The organism is Colwellia sp. RSH04, from assembly GCF_003545765.1.
Lineage (GTDB): Bacteria > Pseudomonadota > Gammaproteobacteria > Enterobacterales > Alteromonadaceae > Colwellia.
This window is the reverse complement of the sequence record NZ_QXIO01000002.1, coordinates 166,817-189,387: the sequence shown is the minus strand read 5'-3', so window position 1 is coordinate 189,387 and position 22,571 is coordinate 166,817. Positions and strand designations below refer to the sequence as shown.

The 22,571-nt window shown below is 34.3% G+C and carries 24 protein-coding genes and 2 tRNA genes; 16 read left to right on the top strand and 10 right to left on the bottom strand.

Annotated elements, in window-relative coordinates:
• Genes D1094_RS04415 through bioD form a run of 3 tightly spaced genes read left to right on the top strand, consistent with a single transcriptional unit; the run spans nucleotide 1 to nucleotide 2,674 of the window.
• Nucleotides 1–1,167 carry an 8-amino-7-oxononanoate synthase gene (locus D1094_RS04415; RefSeq protein ID WP_118958887.1) on the top strand — a complete coding sequence of 389 codons (1,167 nt, stop codon included), beginning with the start codon at nucleotides 1–3 and terminating at the stop codon, nucleotides 1,165–1,167.
• A 2-nt stretch (nucleotides 1,168–1,169) separates the two neighbouring features.
• A complete protein-coding gene (bioC, locus tag D1094_RS04410) occupies nucleotides 1,170–1,964 on the top strand; it encodes a malonyl-ACP O-methyltransferase BioC (protein WP_118958886.1) in 795 nt (264 codons plus the stop codon).
• Nucleotides 1,965–1,969: 5 nt separating this feature from the next.
• Nucleotides 1,970–2,674: a dethiobiotin synthase gene (bioD, locus tag D1094_RS04405; RefSeq protein ID WP_118958885.1), complete on the top strand. Its 705-nt coding sequence runs from the start codon at nucleotides 1,970–1,972 to the stop codon at nucleotides 2,672–2,674.
• A 54-nt stretch (nucleotides 2,675–2,728) separates the two neighbouring features.
• Here bioD and D1094_RS04400 read toward each other — a convergent pair whose 3' ends face one another.
• A complete protein-coding gene (locus D1094_RS04400; protein ID WP_118958884.1) occupies nucleotides 2,729–3,175 on the bottom strand; it encodes a type II toxin-antitoxin system HicB family antitoxin in 447 nt (148 codons plus the stop codon).
• Nucleotides 3,176–3,618: 443 nt separating this feature from the next.
• Between D1094_RS04400 and D1094_RS04395 the strand changes: the two genes are divergently transcribed.
• The 7 genes from D1094_RS04395 (at nucleotide 3,619) to D1094_RS04365 (ending at nucleotide 7,521) form a co-directional block, all read left to right on the top strand.
• Nucleotides 3,619–4,503, top strand: coding sequence for an alpha/beta fold hydrolase (locus D1094_RS04395; protein ID WP_220452525.1), 885 nt, complete (start codon nucleotides 3,619–3,621; stop codon nucleotides 4,501–4,503).
• Between the two features lie 11 nt (nucleotides 4,504–4,514).
• Complete coding sequence (locus D1094_RS04390) at nucleotides 4,515–4,988, top strand: CreA family protein (RefSeq protein ID WP_118958883.1); 474 nt, start codon at nucleotides 4,515–4,517, stop codon at nucleotides 4,986–4,988.
• 2 nt (nucleotides 4,989–4,990) lie between these two features.
• Nucleotides 4,991–5,788 carry a hypothetical protein gene (locus D1094_RS04385; protein ID WP_118958882.1) on the top strand — a complete coding sequence of 266 codons (798 nt, stop codon included), beginning with the start codon at nucleotides 4,991–4,993 and terminating at the stop codon, nucleotides 5,786–5,788.
• Between the two features lie 49 nt (nucleotides 5,789–5,837).
• Nucleotides 5,838–6,440: a CAP domain-containing protein gene (locus D1094_RS04380; RefSeq protein WP_118958881.1), complete on the top strand. Its 603-nt coding sequence runs from the start codon at nucleotides 5,838–5,840 to the stop codon at nucleotides 6,438–6,440.
• 18 nt (nucleotides 6,441–6,458) lie between these two features.
• Nucleotides 6,459–6,827, top strand: a complete 369-nt coding sequence (locus D1094_RS04375) for a hypothetical protein (RefSeq protein WP_118958880.1) — start codon at nucleotides 6,459–6,461, stop codon at nucleotides 6,825–6,827.
• Nucleotides 6,828–6,867: 40 nt separating this feature from the next.
• On the top strand, nucleotides 6,868–7,119 hold the full coding sequence (locus D1094_RS04370) for a hypothetical protein (protein WP_118958879.1): 252 nt from the start codon (nucleotides 6,868–6,870) through the stop codon (nucleotides 7,117–7,119).
• Nucleotides 7,120–7,233: 114 nt separating this feature from the next.
• Nucleotides 7,234–7,521: a hypothetical protein gene (locus tag D1094_RS04365; RefSeq protein ID WP_118958878.1), complete on the top strand. Its 288-nt coding sequence runs from the start codon at nucleotides 7,234–7,236 to the stop codon at nucleotides 7,519–7,521.
• A 53-nt stretch (nucleotides 7,522–7,574) separates the two neighbouring features.
• Here D1094_RS04365 and D1094_RS04360 read toward each other — a convergent pair.
• From D1094_RS04360 to D1094_RS04350, 3 genes are all read right to left on the bottom strand, one after another.
• A tRNA-Pro gene (locus D1094_RS04360) sits at nucleotides 7,575–7,651 on the bottom strand.
• Between the two features lie 137 nt (nucleotides 7,652–7,788).
• Nucleotides 7,789–9,522: a DUF3413 domain-containing protein gene (locus D1094_RS04355; RefSeq protein ID WP_118958877.1), complete on the bottom strand. Its 1,734-nt coding sequence runs from the start codon at nucleotides 9,520–9,522 to the stop codon at nucleotides 7,789–7,791.
• A 45-nt stretch (nucleotides 9,523–9,567) separates the two neighbouring features.
• The gene (locus D1094_RS04350) at nucleotides 9,568–9,774 is read right to left on the bottom strand and encodes a DUF1414 domain-containing protein (RefSeq protein ID WP_118958876.1); all 207 of its coding nucleotides are present in this window, start codon (nucleotides 9,772–9,774) and stop codon (nucleotides 9,568–9,570) included.
• Nucleotides 9,775–9,862: 88 nt separating this feature from the next.
• On the opposite strand from D1094_RS04350, the gene yejK reads away from it, so the two are divergent.
• The 4 genes from yejK to D1094_RS04330 all read left to right on the top strand — a co-directional run bounded on the left by yejK (nucleotide 9,863) and on the right by D1094_RS04330 (nucleotide 13,815).
• Nucleotides 9,863–10,912, top strand: coding sequence for a nucleoid-associated protein YejK (gene yejK, locus D1094_RS04345; protein ID WP_118958875.1), 1,050 nt, complete (start codon nucleotides 9,863–9,865; stop codon nucleotides 10,910–10,912).
• 107 nt (nucleotides 10,913–11,019) lie between these two features.
• Complete coding sequence (gene pyrC, locus D1094_RS04340) at nucleotides 11,020–12,066, top strand: dihydroorotase (RefSeq protein ID WP_220452524.1); 1,047 nt, start codon at nucleotides 11,020–11,022, stop codon at nucleotides 12,064–12,066.
• Between the two features lie 20 nt (nucleotides 12,067–12,086).
• Nucleotides 12,087–12,974 carry a 6-carboxytetrahydropterin synthase gene (locus tag D1094_RS04335; RefSeq protein WP_118959112.1) on the top strand — a complete coding sequence of 296 codons (888 nt, stop codon included), beginning with the start codon at nucleotides 12,087–12,089 and terminating at the stop codon, nucleotides 12,972–12,974.
• Nucleotides 12,967–13,815 carry a M23 family metallopeptidase gene (locus tag D1094_RS04330; RefSeq protein WP_118958874.1) on the top strand — a complete coding sequence of 283 codons (849 nt, stop codon included), beginning with the start codon at nucleotides 12,967–12,969 and terminating at the stop codon, nucleotides 13,813–13,815. The genes D1094_RS04335 and D1094_RS04330 overlap by 8 nt, the downstream gene beginning before the upstream one ends.
• A 47-nt stretch (nucleotides 13,816–13,862) precedes the next feature.
• Here the strand turns inward: D1094_RS04330 and D1094_RS04325 are convergent, their stop codons facing one another.
• From D1094_RS04325 to D1094_RS04305, 5 genes are all read right to left on the bottom strand, one after another.
• Nucleotides 13,863–14,771, bottom strand: coding sequence for a tyrosine-type recombinase/integrase (locus D1094_RS04325; protein WP_147361052.1), 909 nt, complete (start codon nucleotides 14,769–14,771; stop codon nucleotides 13,863–13,865).
• A gap of 262 nt (nucleotides 14,772–15,033) precedes the next feature.
• The gene (locus tag D1094_RS04320; protein ID WP_118958872.1) at nucleotides 15,034–15,987 is read right to left on the bottom strand and encodes a M20/M25/M40 family metallo-hydrolase; all 954 of its coding nucleotides are present in this window, start codon (nucleotides 15,985–15,987) and stop codon (nucleotides 15,034–15,036) included.
• Nucleotides 15,988–16,033: 46 nt separating this feature from the next.
• Nucleotides 16,034–17,218, bottom strand: coding sequence for a tetratricopeptide repeat protein (locus tag D1094_RS04315; protein WP_118958871.1), 1,185 nt, complete (start codon nucleotides 17,216–17,218; stop codon nucleotides 16,034–16,036).
• Between the two features lie 121 nt (nucleotides 17,219–17,339).
• A complete protein-coding gene (locus D1094_RS04310; protein WP_118958870.1) occupies nucleotides 17,340–18,743 on the bottom strand; it encodes a DUF3943 domain-containing protein in 1,404 nt (467 codons plus the stop codon).
• A gap of 60 nt (nucleotides 18,744–18,803) precedes the next feature.
• A tRNA-Ser gene (locus D1094_RS04305) sits at nucleotides 18,804–18,894 on the bottom strand.
• 254 nt (nucleotides 18,895–19,148) lie between these two features.
• Here D1094_RS04305 and D1094_RS04300 point away from each other — a divergent pair.
• Nucleotides 19,149–20,276, top strand: a complete 1,128-nt coding sequence (locus D1094_RS04300; protein WP_118958869.1) for a GNAT family N-acetyltransferase — start codon at nucleotides 19,149–19,151, stop codon at nucleotides 20,274–20,276.
• A 5-nt stretch (nucleotides 20,277–20,281) separates the two neighbouring features.
• On the top strand, nucleotides 20,282–20,887 hold the full coding sequence (locus D1094_RS04295) for a DUF938 domain-containing protein (protein ID WP_118958868.1): 606 nt from the start codon (nucleotides 20,282–20,284) through the stop codon (nucleotides 20,885–20,887).
• A gap of 12 nt (nucleotides 20,888–20,899) precedes the next feature.
• Here D1094_RS04295 and D1094_RS04290 read toward each other — a convergent pair whose 3' ends face one another.
• The gene (locus D1094_RS04290) at nucleotides 20,900–22,483 is read right to left on the bottom strand and encodes a B12-binding domain-containing radical SAM protein (RefSeq protein ID WP_118958867.1); all 1,584 of its coding nucleotides are present in this window, start codon (nucleotides 22,481–22,483) and stop codon (nucleotides 20,900–20,902) included.
• Nucleotides 22,484–22,571: the final 88 nt, after the last annotated feature.

The window sequence follows — 22,571 nt, the reverse complement described above, 5'->3', positions numbered from 1 at the left end:
ATGGCTTTTACTTTTATTCGTGAGCAGTTATCACAACAACAGCAACAAGCGCGTTATCGCCAACGAGTTTGTACAACAAGTAGTAGTGAAAATGAAAACCTGATCACGATAGAAGACAAAACCTATGTAAACTTTTCATCGAATGATTATTTAGGATTAAATAATCATTCGTCAATAAATGCTGCGATGCAAGAAGGTGTTGAACGATTTGGCCTATGTGCGAGCGCATCGAGTTTAGTCACGGGTCATCAGTATGCACATCAATCCTTAGAAGAAACAATTTGCCAATGGTTAAATAAACCTAGCTGCCTGCTGTTCTCTAGTGGTTTCTCCGCTAATTTAGCTTTATTTCATGCATTGGGTTCTACTCAAAAAAAATCGTCAAATAATGTGTCTTTCTTTCTTGATAAATTAAGCCATGCCTCAATGATTGATGGTGCTTATCAAAGTCAAGCCCGCATTAAACGATTTGCTCATAATAATACCGAGCAATTAACACAGTTTTTGCAGCAAGAGCCTAGCGATTCTAACAAACTAATTGCCTCTGAAGGCATATTTAGCATGGATGGCGATATTGCAGAAATAAATAAATTAAAAGAATTAACAGAAAAGTATAAAGCTTGGCTATATTTAGATGACGCGCATAGTATTGGTGTAATAGGTGAACAAGGACAAGGCAGTAATGCTCATGCTCGTATCGATATAACAATGGCAACATTTGGTAAGGCTTTAGCAAGTAGTGGTGCATTTTTAGCTTGTGAAGAACAGTTAAAAGAATATTTAACCAATTTTTCAAGACACTATATTTACTCTACTGCCATGTCACCAGCAATTGCTTGGGCGACTCAAACAAGTATTAAGCTTGTACAAGATGAACAATGGCGTCGTGATAAAATAGTCGAGCTAAGTGAATTATTTCTTTCATTACTAGATGACAACATTAACGTACTGCCAAGCAACTCTTCAATTCATGCTGTTATTATTGGTGATGAACAAAAAGCTTTAAATATTAGTAAAATATTGAAAGAACATGGTCTATGGGTCACTGCTATTAGACCTCCTACCGTTGCGAAAGGTTCTTCCAGGTTACGCGTTACAATATGTGCAAACCATAGTGTTAATAATATCAATAGCTTAGCAAGAATTCTAAATAAGGCGTTAACCTAACAATGCAAAAAGAAGAAAACTGGCAATTAAGAGAAAATATTGCTAAAACCTTTGGTTCAGCAAGCCAATCTTATGATGTTTCAGCTCGTTTACAACGTTTTTCTGGTAAACATTTAATGCCTTGGCTACCTAAGAAAACAGATCTTACTGTGTTAGATTTAGGCTCTGGTACAGGATTTTTTACCGATTTATTAGCTGGTAATTATCAGCGAGTCATCGGGTTAGATATTTCAAAAGACATGTTACGTTTTGCAAAATCAAAGCGCGATGAAGATATTTTATGGATTGAAGGCGATGCGCATAAAATACCATTAGCTAATGAAAGTGTTGATTTAATCTATTCAAATTTAGTTATTCAATGGTTTAATCCTCTTGATGTTGCTATTAACGAAATGCTGAGAATTTTAAAGCCCGGAGGATTGATTATTTTCACCACGTTAATTGATGGCACATTACATGAGTTAAAATCTTCATGGAAGCAGGTAGATAACGATCAACATGTTATTGACTTTAAATCTGAAGAAGAGTTAAACACTTTATTTAATACCAACAAATCAAAACTACTTGAACAAAAGTGTCAGGATATAGTGTTGGAATATCAAAATGTGATTCATTTAGCTAGGGAATTAAAAGGGTTAGGGGCTAACCATTTACCACACAAAAAGAACCGTGGCCTTTCAGGAAAAGATAAATGGTTCAAAATGACAGAGTATTATCAAGATTTCTTAGAGCCCAACGGTATATACCCAGCGACGTATCGTTTATTTTCTGGTTTAGTAGTCAAATTAAATAATTAATTATTATGAAAAAACTATTTATCACTGCGACTGATACTGACGCAGGTAAAACTTTTGTATCGTGCGCCATTATTCAAGCATTAGTTAAGCAAGATAAAAACATTGCGGTGTTTAAACCTATTTCAGCGGGATGCGACCTTGTCGATAATGTTTTGGTCAATGAAGATGCAAAATTATTACATGAGCATGCAAATTGTCAGCAAACTATTCAAGAAATAAATCCAATCGCATTCGAACCTCCGATTGCGCCACATATTGCAGCGAAGAGTGTTGGAAAACAAATAACCTTAGACATCATCGCTAATTATTTTCAAGAAATTAAAAATAGAGATGCGGACTATGCTTTAATTGAAGGTGCAGGAGGATGGCAGTTACCTATAGGTTTCGATAATGGTAATGCAAAGTTTCTGTCTGATTTTGTTGCTACAGAAAGACTACCCGTAGTACTTATTGTAAATATGAAATTAGGCTGTTTGAATCATGCATTATTAACACTTCAAGCAATAAAGCATTCTGGAACAAACTGTATTGGTTGGATAGCAAATTGCGCTGATAGTAATACCATGGACAATTTGCAAGATAACATTGCAGCTTTAGATCAATTATTGCAATTACCTAAGATAGCTACAATACCTTATTTTGATGGCGAAACTTCTTTAGAAGATAAAATTCAACAAGCATCCTTGCTTATTAATACCTCTTTTTTGTAAGTATCCTGTTTTAAATTGCACGTAACATTCTTTGTGAGGTTATTGCGTGCATTATTACTCTTCTTTTTCTAATGCTGATAAACATGCTGTTGCAATAAATCCTGAGCGTGTTTTGTGTTGTTCACATTTACTGACCCGATCATCTATTTGGTTAATCAAAAGCTCAGGTAGTGTCACGTTTATTTTATGACTTTTACCTAAATAGGGTGTTATATCAAAATCAATTAACCCCCAAATACACTCAACTAACCTTTGTTCTGCATTTACAAGGTGCTTATTATGCTCCCACCATAAAGCACGTCGTTTTTCTATACTGGTCGCATTAGGCACTTTTTCACCGTACTCCGCTAAAATACTTAAGTGACCTTTTATCATTTCTATACTGGCACTAAAACCTTGATCAATACTGTCAGCTTTACCCTTACAACCTGGTAAATCAGGCACCGTTACAGTGTAGGTTCCACTCTGATCATTCTTTTCTATTAATACAGGATATTTCATTAATTTTCACTCACTAGCTACAACCCTAATAACTCTACAATACGCGTATTGGGTAACCCTGGCAACCCCTAAAGCAAAAACCAAGAACAACCCTGGTAACTCTTTGAGTGGGTTCAATCATAACTCCAGCAACCCTGTGTGGCATAAAGCAAGTATTCACTACAATTAATAGCGCTATATAGTGGGGGTAGATGTAAATTATGTAAAAATGCGTGTTAAGGGGTTATCAGCGCTGTAATTAGTTTGGTTATAGTCATGTGTTATTAGGCAAAAAACGATATTTTGTAAAAAGTATGTGAAGCCAAATATTAAAAGTGGCCATGGAAAAGCTTTAGTAGTAGGAAAATATTTAACGTTTCTTGTTTAACATTGCACATCTCCTTGTGGTCTAACCACTTATTCGTTATGGTGTTTTAATCTATTTTTTGATCAGAATACTGCTAATGAAACAAGAGTCTCTTTTTATTCATGCTGGACACCACCAGCTTCACCTTAGGCATATTTATAAGGTTAAAGGGGGAGCCCCTATACTGATGCTTCATGGTTCAATAGAGAATGGCAAAATATTTTATACGGAAAAAGGTAAAGGCCTAGGTTGCTATCTTGCTGATCAAGGGTTTGATGTATTTATCGCAGATTTTAGAGGTAAAGGTAAAAGTTTACCGCCAATACATGAAGATACTAATCATGGCCAATTTGAGATGATTACCCAGGATGTTCCCGAGTTATTACAATATGTTCACGATAAAACAGGTAAGAAAGTTCATTTGATATGTCATTCTTGGGGGGGCGTTATTTTAGCTAGTTCACTGATCAGAAAGCCTCATTTAGCTGATTTGATTTCTAGTAAACTTTGTTTTGGTACCAAACGTAGCATTCGAATTAAATCTTTTGAAAAATTTATTAAACTCGATTTATTATGGAATAAATTATTACCTCATATCGCAAGAAAAACAGGTTATGTGAACGCTGAGAAACTTAAATTTGGTGCTGATAGCGAAACATTATCTTTTCTTCAGCAATCTTCACAGTGGATCAATAAAGGTGAATGGCAAGACCCTGTAGATAAATACGACTATATAGGACAAGTAAGTCAGGTTAACTGGCCAGCTACGTGGCACATCACAGGCATTAAAGATAGCCTATTAGGTAATGTACATGATGTGCGTGGTTTTATTGATGAATATAACAAAGACTCTAAATTCAATTTATTATCAAAGGAAAATGGTAACAAGCTTGATTATGATCATATTAATATTTTGACTCATCCTGAAGCGATTAATGATCATTTTCCTGATATAGTTGACTGGCTCAATAAACACACATAAAAGAGTCAGTTATGAAAGTTCTTTCAACAGCGATTTGTACGTCGTTATTTTTATTTGGTTGTTCAGATAATGCAGGCCAAGTAAGTTTAGGGTTATTTACCACCAAAGATGTTGTTATAAAAGCGATGCTTGACCCCAAAATAACAGGGGTGACCTGTCATGTAAGTTATGTTGAAGCAAATTTAGACTTATCAGATCCATCAGATATGAGTATTGCATGTCGTCAAACTGGGCCAATAACTGCTGAGCAGCTCAAAGATGTCAGCTTATCTAAAAATGGTGAAGTGGTATTTAAAGAGTCGTTAAGTATTTTATTTAAAAGCCTAAAAGTTCGACGAATTTATGATACTAAGCAAAAAACAATTATGTATTTATCTTATTCGACAAAAGAAACATCAGGTAGCCATCACCACTCGCTTTCAACCGTGCCCTTATTTAATACACAAGCATGGCAGTGGGCTACTGAACTTAAAACAGGAGAATAATTGTGTTTAGCCAGTTATTTAAAAATACACCTATAGTTGATGACGGTACAAAAGCATGGATATACGATAGCTTCTTGTGGTGTTTGCAAAACTTTGATGTGGATTACTTTAAACAGAAATCACAAATTATTTTACCCAGTAATGATTTTTATCCGGGTAAATGTTCAAGCCCACAAGAAATGGCACAAACGATATTTACTAACACCTTAAGCTATGCAGGCATGAGTAATTGGCCTATTGAGCTTGTTGATATAAGTAACTACCGTAATGAATCTATGACTCAATTAGCATTATCTAAGCCTATAAGAGGAGAGAGTAGCAAGATACAATACTTAATACCTTCAAACACGATTAAAATACCTTACCAAATAGACCAAATACGCCAGCCTCAAGACTTTATTGCGTATTTAGTTCAACATTTAGCCAGTATAATGTTGGCTCAACTTAAATTAACTGTGCCAGGGGGTAATGATTTACAGCCACAAGCTATTGACCTTATCGCATGCTTTTTAGGGTTTGGTGTTATCTTTTCAAACACTGCATATCAATTCAAAGGGGGGTGTGGCTCATGTAATATAAAAGCATTAAACAGACAAAATGCTTTACCTGAAGTTGAAACCGTTTATGCATTAGCGCTATTTTGCGCGAGTAAAGGCATTGCTGTTTCAAAAATAAAGCCACATTTAAAATCTCATTTATTTAAAACATTGAAAAGTGCTCATAAAGAAATAACTTATAATTTAAAAGATAAAAACACACAGGAATATCAGTTGTTTTTTCAAGTAACTAACCCAGCTTAACCTTAAAACATATTTATAAAAATCAATTAACACAGAAAAGGATGTCTCTATGTACAAATACCTGCTTTTATTTTTTCTCTTAGCATTATCAATAGAAGCAAATGCTAACAATTATGAAGATTGTGGTATTTCAGATAAAGCACAACAACTTGCAAAACTTATTATCACTGATGATGAACAAGTTAGGCCAGTAATACGTTGTAATAAGTTACTTTCAGAAATTGCCTTAATTAAAGCAAAGAAAATGCTAGAGTTTGGTTTAGTTACTCATAATTTAGGCGGTAGCCCTAATTCATTACTGCGCAGTTCAAACTATGAATTACCCGATTATTACGGTAGTAATTTTAATAGCAATCAGGTTGAAGCAATAGCAGGTGGATATACTTCACCAGAAGAAGTTTGGAGTGCTTTTAAACACTCGGATGCGCACAGAGTTCATTTACTTGGCGAACATACTTTTTATGCAGAACAAGATGAACTTGGTATTGCATTTATTTCAGAATGGAGTTCTCCGCATGTTGAATATTGGGTCGTTTATTTGACTAAAGGCTATCAAAAGGATCAAACCTATAGAAACGATATAAATGACATTCCCAATAAGCCTACTTTTATCTTGCAAACCCCAAAAATGAATAGTGATATTAATAAATGATTTAATGAGGATAATTATATGAAGATAATAATTCTAGGTGTTGTTTATACGCTATTGATAGGCTGTTCTTCAGGCTCTTTTAATACAAATGTAGATAGCCATGTTGATCGTGCTATCAGGTCTAGTGTTGTAGAAGAATATAGCCATAGTGAAATATTTGCGATGAATGCAAAAATATTAGGGCCTGTTGAAACAGACTACTGCCAACTCTTCGTTGATGGGCCAATGCCATCACAAAAGTCACTACATAAAACATTAAAGGTTGAAGCTCAATATTTAGGCGGAAACGCGATAGTATATGATGAATGTAAAAACAGCAGTTTTTATTTTGACTGTAAAAAGTACGTTCGATGTCGTGCAACAGCCTATGTAGTTTCATATCCATAAATGTTTCTTATTAAAATGTTTTTTCGTAAAAATTAAATTTATGGCAAAACCCAATAAAAAAGGCCCTGTTAAAACCGTAGATATTTACTGCAAGCTTTGTAATCAACCATTGTTTAAATATCGCAAAGCAGGAAAGGGGGCTTTGGTTAAATGTTTTCTTGAAAGAATAACTAAAGACTATACCGTTAAGCCCTGTATCTGCCCTAACTGTGAAAAGCAATTTGCTCGTGAAACGCTCATTAGAGGTACTGCAGCGTATAAATTTATCGGCGGGAAAGTATGGTTTAAGTAGCATGATGCTTTTGATATAAACTATTAAATCATTACAAAATAGAACAAGTTGCTAAAGAAAATAACAGTCAGTTTCTCTACAATAAATTAACAAATTTTGTAAGAGAGATATTTTATGATCAAATACTCAATTGATGGTGTTCAGCAAGGTGAAACTTCATTGCTACAAATTAAATGCCTTAATAGCTATCTTGAAGGCAATACGAACTTAGATAACAAAGCATCAACCTGTACTTCATGTACTTTAGATTCACATAAACTCATGATGTATGCATTTGAAGAATTAGACATACAAACACAAGATGCATTTAATAATGCGTTAGAAAAAGTATTAGCCGATGAATTAAATACTGACTGTGCTGTTGAAATAGAATCAGCGAGATCTTTAATTTTAAATCATTAAAAAATAATCTGACTAAAACAAAAATGGAGCCAATCGGCTCCATTTTTTTTATATGGTCGGAGTAGCAAGATTCGAACTTGCGACCTCACGTCCCCCAGACGCACGCGCTACCAAGCTGCGCTATACCCCGAAATACTTTCACTTTCATAAACGAGTAAACATAAAGGAGGGGGAATGTTTACTAAGGATTGTATAATAATAGAAACAATAACTAATGCAATGCTATTTAACTATTAGAATCAAAAATAATGTTTGTTTGCTTAGTTATTAATCATTTAGCTTACTACTTGCTGTGTTACCAAACTGTTTAATATAGTGAACACCATCAATCAGTAAAGGGAAATCAGCATTTACGGTGATCGGTGCTTCTAATTGCCTTGAATAACTCTGAAAATTACCATTTTGATCAACAAACACAGATTTATCTTTATTAAATACCATCATTCCTTTGGCAGTCGTGTTTGCTATAACCCGATCCCTTTTTAAGGTTAATAAATCATGGCCAGCGGCATAATTTTTTGGCGTATTAAAGCAGTTAAGCCAGTTTTTCATTAATGTTGGTTGTAAATCCATATGACTTGTTAAATGGGTAAACTCTTTTAACTGTGCTGGTTGGCTAGAAGGGTATACTAATAAGGCTGGTTTAGTCGATAAACGTGTATCTTCATGCTTATTATTTATAGAGCTTATCCATATATAATCTTTGAGCTGTTTTTGCTTTTGGGCAAGTAACAAGGCATCTACAAATAATTCAAAGTTATAGTTGTCTTGGTTATTACCTTTATCACTGCTTGAAAAATAAAAAACATGTAACCCTGCTGAAATGGTATTTAAGTTATCTGCGAATAATATCGTTGAAATACCTTCCAAAGAGTTATGTTGATTAAATAAAGATTTATACCAAGTCTGGTTTGCTTCTTTTAAATCACCTTTTGTTGCTGAAATGGTTGTAAACGTTGTATCTAATTTATGATGTTTAAGTGCTTGAAACAACATAGGAGCTTGTTCTTGACTTAAAATACCATCTTGGTAAATGTTCGGTAATGAGTAGAAAAAATTAAACCAAGAATCCGCATTTAGTCCTGTATCAATATGATTTTCTAATAATAAACTACCCGTACTAGAACGTTGCTGTAATTGCTGAAGCTGTTCAACACTTAACTCGTCGTCTATTAACACGATAAATGTTGATGCTTGTTGGTTATCAATAGCGCCTAGCATTGGCTTGCATTGTGATGTGTTCAATACAGGGTAATCAGGTATCGTAGAGGTAAATTCTAGTGGGCTTGTTTTTCTTTCTAAATAGTCATTTAAGTTAAATAGCCCGTATTTAGTTAACAACGTTTTAGCGGTAGCAGGGTATGATAACGGCAACATAGTGTCTTGCTGTAAAATATCATAATCTAAATTTGCATCAGCCCAAATATGACTTAAATGACTAAAAAAGAAAGACATTACTAGAAAAAGCACCACAAATCGTGCAAAAACGGTTTTTTGTAATTGTAGTAAGTGTTTCCAGGCAAAGTTACTTATTACCAATTGAAAAGCTAAAATAACTAACGCTAAAACACTGCTAATTAAATAAAATTTTGTTGTGTTATCGTTTATTTGTTCTGTAATTAAATCGATAATTTGACTACTTGAAGAGGCATTCAAATGGTAACCGAGGCGGTTATATATAAATGCATCTAACACTAACAGTAATAATCCAACCGTAAATATTATAGACCCCGAGGTTCTAATAAACTTGGTATGTGGAAAAATAAGTGTCAGTGGAAAAAGTAACAGTACAAAGCTAATAAAGGTTAAAAATGCAATATGGCTTACCCATGTAGTAAACAAGTAAGCTTGGCCAAGAAGTGTTTCTGGTATCGATTCATTTATTAAATAAAAAGATGAAAAACCTATCGCGGCTAATATATTGAAAAAAGTGAACCAATGGCCCCAACTAATAAGGTGTAATAATTTTTTGCTATAACTTTTATTATCAAACGAAACCATTGATATATTTTCTTCTCTGAATAAATGGAATTAATTACGTAATTTTTAGATTGATTGTTTCAATGCTCGGGTAAAATTGTCTACAATAGCAGAACGTTGTTCTTCTGGAACCTGAGAAACTACGTTTGTTACCGCATTACCTAAGCACATTAATGCTAAATCGGGTGTTGCGGATTCAGTAACAAGTACATCCATTAATTCTTGGATGATTTTTTCTATACGTTCGTTGGAATATTTCGATACAATTGGCATGAGTTGATATACGCGTAAATTTATAATTTTCGTAGTTTATCAAATGCCTGCACAATATACTATATAAGACAAAGACTGACTTTTATCTATGAGTTTAATAATTTCAAATATCGCACTACATTTTCTTTCTAAAATAGAAGAAACAGGAGAGGTTCAATTACGATTAGGGCCTGAAGAAATTGAACAAAGTCAGAAAATAACTAACTTTGTTGATGGTTTACATGGTATTTACAATGCCAAAGGTAGTAAAGCTTACGGTAGTTTTACAACATCACCTGCTGAGGGTGATGCTGCACGATTTGTAGACTTAATGGAAAGCTACTTAAATGAACAACAGAGTTTTTATACGTTTAGTTGTCAGGCGGGTAATGTTCTTAAAAATGAAATTGAGAAGTATGATTTAGCCGAAACGGGCTATTTAATTATTTGTCACTATGAATACATGGGTGGTAGATATTTACTCGCTGCTATTATTCCCATTACAGAACATTATAGTGTTGATGGTGAATTAAATATTTCAGCGGATCAACACCTTGATACTAATAAGCTACAACTTGCGGCTAGAATAGATTTATTTGATTATCAGCAAAATGCCCAAGGCAACCGCTATATATCTTTTATTAAAGGTCGTGCAGGTAGAAAAGTATCAGATTTTTTTCTTGATTTTCTTGGGTGTGAAGAAGGGCTTAATGCTAAAGAGCAAACGCAAACTTTAGTTCAAGCCGTTGAAGATTATGTTTCAGTCAATCAATTGGATGCTACTGAAAAGCAAAAGACTCGTAAAGATCTACTCAATTACTGTAAAGATCAGAAAGCAAGCTCACAAGATGTTTCAATACAAGAGTTAGGGAAGGTCATAGAGCCTGCTGGTGCAGAGTCAGATTTTTATCAGTTTTGTCAGGAGCAGTCTTATCCGATTGAAGAGTCATTTCCTCATGAGCAGGCGGTGGTAAATAAAATCACTAAATATTCTGGTTATGGAAATGGTATAAGTTTGAGTTTCGAACGTAGTCATTTGGGTGAGGATGTGGTCTATAATCCGCATAATGACTCTATTACCATTTTCAAAGTCCCGCCTAATTTAAAAGAACAATTATTAACACTTTTAGCAAATCAAACTGAAGATAATAGCGAATAAATTAAAAAGTCACGTAAGAAAAAGCCCAGCCACAAGTAACGCGTAACTATTGAAAGCCCTATAATTACAATAGGTTAATAAAAAATTTGATATACAGGAAATAAATAATGTCTAGTAATGCAATAAACGAACTGACTATCACCAGACCTGATGATTGGCATGTACATTTAAGAGATGGTGATGTACTTACCAATACTGTTGAAGATATAAGTCGATATTTTGGTCGAGCTATTGTAATGCCAAACCTAGTGCCACCAGTAATGAATGCTGAACAAGCAACTGAATATCATCAAAGGATTATGGCAGCGAAACCTGCCGCTCATTTTCAACCACTGATGGTTCTTTATTTAACAGACAATACGACAGCGCAAGATATTGTTAAAGCAAAAGATTCAGGTTTAGTGTTTGCGGCTAAACTTTATCCTGCAGGTGCAACAACTAACTCTTCATCAGGGGTAACTGATGTTGACAACCTATCTGATGTTTTTGCCGCAATGGAATCTGTTGGCATGCCTTTACTTATTCACGGTGAGGTTACGACTAACGATATTGATATTTTTGATAGAGAACAGGTGTTTATTGATAGTATCCTTAAGCCTCTTGTTAAAAAATACCCAACCCTAAAAGTTGTTTTAGAACATATCACCACTAAGAATGCTGTCGATTTTGTTAATGCCGCAAGTGATAATGTTGCAGCAACCATAACCGTACATCATTTATTATTTAACAGAAATCACATGTTGGTTGGTGGTATTAAACCTCACTTTTATTGTTTACCTGTTTTAAAGCGAAACATTCATCAACAGGCATTAATCGAAGCTGCAACAAGTGGTAATGCTAAGTTTTTCTTAGGTACAGATTCAGCACCTCATGCTAAACATGCTAAAGAATCAGCATGTGGTTGTGCGGGATCATATACAGCTCATGCAGCAATTGAGTTGTATGCTGAAGTTTTTGAAAATGAGAATGCACTAGATAAATTAGAATCTTTTGCGAGTTTAAATGGACCTGCATTTTATCAACTACCTGTTAACACAGATAAAATAACGTTAATAAGAAAAGATTGGACTGTTCCCGCCACAATGTCATTTGGTGAAGATATTGTTGTACCAATTCGTGCCAATGAAACCATTCAATGGCAAATAAAAGATTAATCCAAGGTAAATTTGAACTAATGCAATTATTTGTAGATGACTTAACGGTAATAGACTTCTCTTATTTATGTCCAATTCGTGGAATTGTAGGAGAAAGTTGGATAGTTGATGTATTGCTTGATGGCTCATTAAATGAAATGAGCATGGTATTAGATTTTGCGGTTGTTAAAAAGCAAATTAAAGCCATTATTGATGAAGCAGTTGATCATAAATTACTACTGCCTATTTTATCGAAATCAGTCACGTTGAAAGAATCTTCACATCAAGTTAATCATCAAACGATTGATTTCTTTAGTGAGGTGGCGAGCTATCATTTGCAATCACCGGCGTGTGCTTTTGCCAGTGTTGAAACTGAAGCCATTACCATTGAAGCCGTAACCCAACATTTAACTGACGTGATCCTTGAGCAATTACCAGAAAATGTGAAAGGGTTAACACTTACATTAAGAGCTGAAAATATTCCTGGGGATTTCTATCACTATACCCATGGATTAAAATTACACGACGGTAATTGTCAGCGTATAGCACATGGTCATCGTTCAAAAATTCAAATTTTCGTTGATGGTAAAAAAGATAGAACGCTTGAACATGAATGGTGTCAACGTTGGGAAGATATTTATATTGCCAGTGAAGCTGATAGAGTTCCACGTGAAGAAATTCAGTTATCAGATCATATTGACGAGTATTTGAAACCCGATCATCAATTTTTTGCTTATTGGGCCCCGCAAGGTCGATTCGATATTGCGGTATCTTCTAAAATACTTGATGTAGTTGATTGTGATTCAACAGTGGAGTTATTGGCAGATTTTATCTTAAGACAATTAGTAGCAACTCACCCTGAATTAGAAAATAGATTAAAGGTAATTGCTTATGAAGGTGTCGCGAAAGGAGCAATCGTAAATGGATAAAAAGAAGCAAGTTTATAAGCCTTTGATGACCGCAGCTTTACTTAGTACATTTTTATTGGCAAGTGCAAATGCAAAAACAGTCAATGATATTAAACTTGCTGGAGAAATTAAGCAGGGCGGTTTAGTTGTCGGCAAAGCAGCTAAAAAAAGCACTGTTACATTAAATGGCAAACCGCTGAAAGTATCTGCAAATGGCGAGTATGCTTTTGGCTTTTCACGCGATGATAAAACTGAATATACCTTAATTGTTTCTTCACCAAACGGTGATACTCAACGCAAAATATTTACACCGAAACCGCGCACTTATAAAGAGCAAAGGATTGAAGGCATAAAGAAAAGTATTATGCAGCCTAACCCCAAAGCAATAGAACGCTCAAGAAAAGATAGCAAACAAGTTAAAGCAGCTCGAAAAACATCAAGTGATTTGACACATTTCGCTACAGGCTTTATTGCGCCAATAGATGGCACAATTACTGGTGTTTATGGTAGCCGAAGAGTTTATAACGGCGTACCAAAAAGACCCCATTATGGTCTTGATTATGCAGGGAAAATTGGTGACCCCGTTAAAGCTCCAGCATCAGGAAAGGTCTTACTTTGGGTACCCGATATGTTTTACTCTGGTGGCACTATGATCATTGACCACGGACACGGCGTTAGCTCAACTTTTTTACATTTAAGTGCTTCTTCAGTTAATGAGGGAGACTATGTAGAGCAAGGTCAAGTTGTTGCATCTGTTGGAAAAAGCGGTAGGGCTACTGGGCCTCATTTAGATTGGCGCATTAACTGGTTTGATGTAAAAATTGACCCTGCGTTAGTATTAAAAATAGCGCCAATCAATTAGATTTGTCATAAAAAACAAGGCCTTGCAGCACAAAATTAGCAAAAGCATTAAAATGGTAATGCTTTTGCTGCCTTAGTCTTTGCCTTATCAGCACGTCTATCATAGTTTTTAGTCGTTTCAACAGACGAATGACCCATTAAATCTTGTACAAGAAAAACATCTTCACCATTTTCTAGTAATTTAGTGGCGAAAGTTCTTCTTAAATCATGTGGTGTTAAACGCTTTAGGCCTGCTTCTTTATAACGTCTAATAATAATGTCATAGATTGTTTGACCAGAAATAGGTTCATTGACAAGTCTGTTTCCTTTTCTCGCTCGAAGAAATAAAGGACCTGGTGCTAAACCTCGCTCATCTAACCACGTGTGAATAATATCTAAATTACGATCGTGCAGGGCGTTAACTCGTTCTTTATTGCCTTTACCAAGAACTTTTATTGTACCTTCTCTAGTATTTAAATCAGATAACTGCAATCCTGCTGCTTCATGACGCCTTAAACCTGCGCCATATACTAAAGCAATTACAGCAGCATCACGCATAGCAATAACGCCATCTTGTGCCATGCAATAATCTATCAGAATATTTAACTCATCTAGTTCTAATGCACGGCCTTTGATACTTCGTGTACCTTTAATCCGTTTAATCTCTTTGATATGTTGATACGTTTCAACATCAATTAATTTTTTTCGCCACGCTTCTTTAGCCACGCCTTTAAGTGCAGAAAGATAAACGTTAATCGTAGCAGGAGATTTTCCTTGTTCAGAAAGATATGAAAGAAACATAAGAATTCTTTCATAATGTAAAATGGACCAATCAACATCTTGATGGTTTTTCTTTTTAGCAAAGTGAAAAGCAACTACATTTAATAAAGATGCCATAGTAACTCGACTTTGCTTAGACTGTAATGATAGCAAATAGATATCTGAAGCTGTTTTTCCTTCGAACATTGAATAGGACACTGATTACCATTACTGTATTAGATGAATTGTTAGAGTTAAACAAACCGCAACGCTACGTGAAAAATAGACATCTTTTGGCTAACTTTACTCACAGAATTTACACAGCGTCGCGTTTCAAAATAACTAAACAACTGATTAATCGCTATATTAACATATATTTATAACTTATTAAAATACATATTTTAAAAGACTATAAATTTAAAGACTTAATTTGTAGACCTTTTACTGTTTAGTTAATTACTGCCTACGATAGCCTTAGTTATTACTTAGTTATTGAAATATTATTATCTAAAAAAACAAGGTGCTTAAAAATTATCTGTGATGCCGCTACAACAAAATCTTTATTTATATTTTCATAAGTATCAGAAACTGAATGATAATTCTTATGAGTACCAACGCCATAATACAAATATGGAATATTATGTTTAGCAAAAATACCATGGTCACTTGCCATCTTCCAATTAGTTCTTCGATCTTGAATACTATAGCGACCCAATTGCTTAAAGCCTTTTTTAACTTTAATCTTTTTAGATTTCATCGATGTGAATTGTGTTACTAATTTTTTATTTATGAAGTTATCGAAGTTTCCATATATATAATGAAGTTTTTTCGTTTTACTGTCACCAGCTATCATATCGATATTAATATTGAGCTTAATACCATCTATGATTGATTCATTCTCTTTAATAAAACTTTTAGCGCCAAGTAAATTAATTTCTTCACCATCAGTAAACAACAAAATTACATTGTGTTTTAAAGGGGTTTCTTTAATTTGCTTTCCAAAAACTAGTAATGCTGCAACGCCTGATGCATTATCGTCCGCACCGTTATAAACAGAATTCCCTTTAGTACCCAAATGGTCATAATGTGCCGTTAGAACAATATATTTATCCGAATATTGATAACCTGGTATAAATCCAATGACATTTGCGCCCTGCTTATTAGTAAATAAATTCTCATGCATAAAACGGTGCAAATACTTACCTTTAAAGGGCTGTATTCTATATGTTATTAGTTCGTTAATAATAAAATCACTTGCTAAATGACTAGTGCTAGATGCAAATTTTCTTCCATGCATAGCATCACTAGATAAGGTTTCTATGTATTGAAGAAGTGTTTGTGGTTTAAGGGTAAACCGAGAGTTTATTTCATCACTTGCTAAAGAAAGCGAGTGATGAAATATAAAGGTGGTAATTAGAAATGCAAAACGTATCACGTAAGACCTATTGTAATTCAACTATTATAACAAGCTAATTTATCTATTATAGTTTCGTTTTAGGTTCTCTTAATAGGTTTAATTTAGCAAGGTACAAACGATCAACATCTTTCGCTCTATTTAATGTCATTGCCATTTTCATTGCACGTTTAGCTGCTTTCAATCGTTCAAGTTTATAGTAAACTTTTGCTAAACCAAAATAGAACTCATGCTCGTTATCATCTAGTTTTATTGCATCGTTATAATGTATGAGCGCTTGTTCATAATTACCAATATAGAAGGCTTCATCAGCTAATACCGCATGATAATAAGGGTTTTTAGCTCTAATTTTAACAATATAATTTTCTATTTTGTTTGCTTCATCATATCGGTTTTGCTTTTTAAGCAACAATGCTAAATTAGATAATGAAGTTAAATTATCATTTTTTAGGCTTATCGCATGTCTGTAGACTTTTTCAGCCTGTTTTTCATAGCCATTCAATTTATAAAGAATACCTAAATTACCCCAAGCTGGACTAAACTCCCCATCAGATATTGTAGCTGCTTTAAAGTATTGATAAGCCACTTTATACTGTTTGCTCACTAACGCATTAGCACCTTTGTTATTATAGAACATTGCTAACACCGTATTTTTATCAATAATACGTTTTCTAAATGATTTTTTAGCTGCATCTGGATCAAAGTCGATTTGAAAAACATCTTCACCCCAAACGACACGTAAACCAGGAGAATCTTCTTCCCTAACTATTAAATTAATGTGACCAGTTAATTGGTTATATTTACCGTTTCTTACCCAATATTCAGGTACATCTATTTGTTGAAAGTTTACGTTGAGTTTTGCAGCTGTTGCTAATGCATAAGCCATTACCGTTAAAGACATACAGTTGGCTGTTTGACTATGATAGGCGTCTCTTGCTGTTACATTGGCATTGCCATCATATTTTAATGAAATATCCTCATGATTAAATATATGATCAAGTAAAGCATCTGCTCTATCACGAGTTCTTGGATGTTTGTTTAGTTTTTTCTCGACAAGATCAATCATGGGTTGATCGAGTTTGAATATCTCTTCTTCGGTTTCTACCTTAATAGCTTCTTCACTGCTAAATGAATTATCTAAATAGAGATTATTACTTTGTTTGACGTGCGTAGGTAAAGGGACATTGATGGTAGAACAAGAGAATGTATAGCTTGATAAAAGAATTAATGCGAACACATCTAATTTTTTCATATTTTTCACTTAATTATGGCTAATCATAATTAAAGTGTAGATCATAAAAAAAATAAGAAAAACAAACTACGAAGATATTAATACTTTCTTACAAATTGGTTACAAGTATAAGCGACTGTTATTAACGTTCGCCTGTACCAAAAAAGTAAATCAGGTTTGTTGCAAACGCATTTTCAGACGTTTTAGCATTGGTGCTGTAATGATGACGCCAATCGGCTTGTATAGCAAAATTATTGTTGATTTTGTAGTGCATCCCTATACCACCATTTAGTTGAAGTTTTTTGTAGTCATTGTCTTTTTTCCACATAATTTCGCCAAAACCTGCTGTAATATAAGGCCTAAAGTTACTTTCAGTATTGAAATAATATTGTCCATTTAATCGATAACTTTCGTAGGCAATTGGTTGGTTTGTTTGTATCTCTGTTAATTGTGCTTTTGAATAACTTACTCTACTCGAGAACTGCTTAGAAAAATATAAGCCTAAAGTATATTCTGTTGTAGTTCCTCCTTCTATCATCCATGATTCGTCAAGTTCAATATGACCAACCCCATAAGACATACCGATAATACCCGTATCAACAGGGTCGTTTACTCGTTTATAGGTTTTATGATTACCTGAGTAAGTACCGCCCTCACCTAATTGCAATGATATATTAAGTTTAATTTGATTTTCTGTGTTGCCAATATCATCTACGGGTACTTCGTTAAAGCTAACAAATCCGGTACCTGCTCGAATAATTTCTCGACCAAATAAGTTGTTAACACCAACACTTAAACTATCAACAGGATCTAATATAGCTAATACTGTACTGCCTAACGCACTTGAACCCCAAATAGTTCCACCATCTTCTCGGATATCCATTTCAGTATTATATGCCCACTCACCATAAGCCCAACCAAGAACAGGTGTTATGACTAAGTCTTGAATAGAGGGGACTTCTGCAAATGATTCAATACCATATTCCCAATAAAAAGTAGACATTAACGTGGAATATAAAAAGGCATCCCACTGCCTATAGCCTGATTTACGAGCAACTTGATAATAAACACCACCAAAATAAGGGTGGCCAACAAAGTTAAGCATACCCGTATCACGATCCCACACAGGACCTTCTTTAACATTATCAGACCACTTATTAAAAATACCTTCTTCTTTATCCCAATTAGAGATATCTTCTGGTAACAAAGCGATTAGCCCTATAACACCAAAACCATAGGCAAATATTGAACTGGTTTGTGACCAAAGTCTTGCGCCATCTTCACCACTTTTCGGGTTAAACAAAGACATTTTATAGGGAGATTGGTAAAAGTCTTCATTAGGAGTTAAGTTTTCCCAGCTCGTATTGGTAATCGATTTTTTATAAACTTCTTCAATGTTTTCAGTGCTGATAGCTGGTTTTAATTCAACAGGTGTTGAATTGGCATGGGTATTAAAGGAAGAAGATACTGCAACAAAACATAAACATGATTTAGCATATTTGGTAAGAAAGTTGTTTTTCTTATTGTTTGGTTTAAACACATTCATTCCTTTATAGAATTAACACTAAAAAAAAAGCCGCTAACTGGTAGCGGCTTTTAATATATATGGCGGTGAGATAGGGATTTGAACCCTAGAAGGGCTACAAACCCTTGCTGGTTTTCAAGACCAGTGCTTTCGACCACTCAGCCATCTCACCAATTACTTTTAAGCTTAATAAGTTAGAAACTTTTAAAGTTTCCTTAAAAGCGGGGCGAATTCTAAATAGTCGTTAACTGTTTGTAAAGAAATAAATGAGGATTATTCAAAAAAAAACTAATATTTTTTAAATAGTATGGCTAAATAGTGATTAAAACAGCAAATACATGATAACTGCAGTGATTAAACTGGTAGTTAAACATTGATATTTAAGGTTATGATGTAAAAAAGTGTCAGTAATAAAGGTTTTCATTGATGAATGACTTCAACATCAATTTCCTCAGCTCAATAGATAAAATTAACCCCGCTGACTGGCAAGCACTAAAAAAATCTTCCTGTCCGTTTGAACACTATAACTTTGCATGTAATCTTGAACGAAGCCAATCTGTTAGTATTGAACAAGGATGGCAACCTCACCATTTAGTCGTTTGTGACCAAAGCCATGTTAGCGCAATAATGCCAATGTATTTAAAATCACACTCTTGGGGGGAATACGTATTCGATTGGAGTTGGGCAGATGCATATCAAGAGCACAACCTTAATTACTATCCTAAATTAGTTGCTACATGCCCGTTTACGCCAATTGAAAGTACCAAGTTATTTTCAAACCACATTGATATCGTTGAGCTACTTAATTCATTGTCAGACCATTGCCTGCAGAATGACATCAATAGCTGGCACCTTTTATTTACCGAGCAAATAACTAAACCACTACCAAACAATATATATGAACGCAATACCGTTCAGTTTCATTGGTTTAACCGTAATTATGAAACCTTTAATGATTTTCTGAATACTTTTACGTCAAGAAAAAGAAAAAACACCTTAAAAGAGCGTAAGTCAGTAACACAGCAAGGGTTAACTATACGTCAATTAACAGGTGATGAAATAACGACTGACGATCTAAAATTCTTTTATCTAACATATCAACTCACGTATCTTAAAAGAGGTCATCAACTACATTTAAGCTATAGCTTTTTTGAACTGTGTTTAGAGAACATGGCAAGCAACATCTTATTAATCATTGCAAATAATGGTGAAGAAGACATAGCAAGTGCACTATTCTTTTTTGATGAACAGCAATTGTTCGGACGTTATTGGGGAAGTACTAAACCATATAAAAATCTACATTTTGAGCTTTGTTATTATCGTGGTATTGAGTTTTGTATTGAAAATAAATTAAAGCGCTTTAACCCAGGCACGCAAGGCGAACATAAAATTCAGCGTGGTTTTGAGCCTGTGCTGACCTACTCTTACCATTGGATAAAACATATACCGTTTAGGTCGGCAGTAGAAAACTTTTGCAAGCAAGAACAACAGCATATGTTAATGTACCAGCAACGTTGTAGTAACTTACTGCCATTTAAAACTGAATTTGAATAAGCATCATGACTAACAAACTTTATTCGCAAGCGTGCGAGAATAATAAAACACCTATTTTAAATATTTTAATGAAAGAACTTCAGAATTCACGACACTTACTCGAGATAGGTTCAGGTACTGGCCAACATACCGTATTTCTAGCTAAACATTTACAACACTTAACTTGGCAACCTAGCGATTTATCTTTAAACCATGGGAGTATAAATGCATGGATTAAAGACTACCCTGCTAAAAATATTCAAAAACCGATTGAATTTGATTTAAACAACCCTTGGCCTAAAACTAACATTAAAACACCCATCGATACCGTTTTCACTGCAAATACGCTACATATTATAAGCTGGCAACTTGTGATTAAATTTTTTCAATCAATTGCTGATAATTTATCAAAGGGAGCTACGCTTTGCATTTATGGTCCATTTAAATATAAAAACAAATTTACCAGTGAAAGTAACGCTAATTTTGATCTGTGGTTAAAAGAACGTGATATAAATAGCGGAGTACGTGATTTTGAAAACATTATAGCATTAGCTGATTCTGCTAAGTTATATTTAAAACATGACTACCCTATGCCCGCTAATAATCAATTATTAGTATTTATAAAAAAGTAGCTTTATTGTTTATTAGCTCATATGTTGTTGTTGACGTTTCAACGCTTTATTTTTACTGACGGTTTCGACTTGTTGAACAGCATAGAGCTTTAGCCCACTAAAAATACTTTTTAATTGGGATGCCTTGTAATCAATCTCAATTTTTGAAATAACTACTTGGTGTTTTTCTGGAAATAACGCTTCAACTGCTTGTGAAATTAATTCAAAAAGCTTTTTCAGGTTTATTTTATGAATTTGCCCTGTTTTACTAAATATCCACTCAGTAATCGCCATAAAATCGTCGAAAGGTTTCTCAGACAATATATAAGGTAATGTATTTTTAAATCGTCCCGAGTTACCTATCATGTCCCAATATCTAGCAAAGCGATTAACTCGTTGCATAGTATTAAAACTGACTCTATCGGTGCTCAAAATATCAAAGGGTGGTAAAGGGTTAAAACGTAAATCAAACGCTTGTGTATGCCTAATTATTGGGCTACCTTTTAAACGCTTCAATATACCCATTTGTATCTCATGAGGACGACAATGATAAAGCTGGTTAAAACTATCTTTAAAGGTTTCTAAGGTTTCACCCGGTAAACCAAAAATGAGGTCGGCATGTATATGCGCACTGGTGTTTTCTCTCAGCCATAACAAGTTTTCTTTCGATTTATCGTTATTCTGTTTTCGGTTAATATTGGCTTGAACATCAGTATTAAAAGTCTGTATACCAATTTCAAATTGCAAACTATTTTGCGGAAATTGCGACAACAGCGCTTTAAGTTTTCTAGGCAGGTGATCAGGTACTACTTCAAAGTGTAAATAAAGGTCGTCTGTCATCTTATCTAAGAAGAACAGCATAATTTGCATGGTCGTATTAATATTTAAATTGAAAGTTCTATCAATAAATTTAAAGTTTCTAGCGCCCCGTTGGTAAAGAACTTCCATTTGGTCTAAAAAGTTATTTAACTCAAATGGCACAGATGATTTATCTAGTGACGATAAACAAAACTCACATTTAAAGGGGCAGCCGCGTGACGCCTCAACATACAAAAGGCGTTTTTCTAGATCTTCATCAGTGTAATATTCATAAGGTAAAGCTAAGTCTTCTAGTGGCACTGGCTTGGAGTTTAGAACTTTTTTATCTGGTGGTGTTTGATTAATAATATCTTTGCACAATTGATAAAAGCTAATATCAGCTGGCCCTGTTAATACGTAATCGGCACATTCAACAATAGCTTGCTGCTCTGTTTCATAACTAACTTCAGGGCCGCCTAAAATAACTTTTACCTCTGGTGCAATCACTTTTAATAAATTAACGACATTGGTGGTTTCAACGATATTCCAAATGTAGACACCAAAACCAACAATACTAGGTTTAGAGGCTAATATTTGTTCGACAATATCTAACGCTCGCATTTGAATAATAAACTCTTTTATCTGACAAAATGGCTGCAATTCTTGTAAGTTGGCATAAAGATAGCGTAAACCAAAGCTAGTGTGAAAATACCTAGCATTAAGTGTAGCAAGTATAATTTTTGGGGGGTATTGAGAGTTATTGCTATCAATAAGAACTTTAGAGGTTGAAAGTTCGGGATTACACGTTGGTACTGCCATGCGAAAAAACTGCCTTAATTGAATACCGTTAATGGTAATACAGCAATTATACTTTGATTGCTGAAGAGTTTCGAAGTATTGTTTTGGT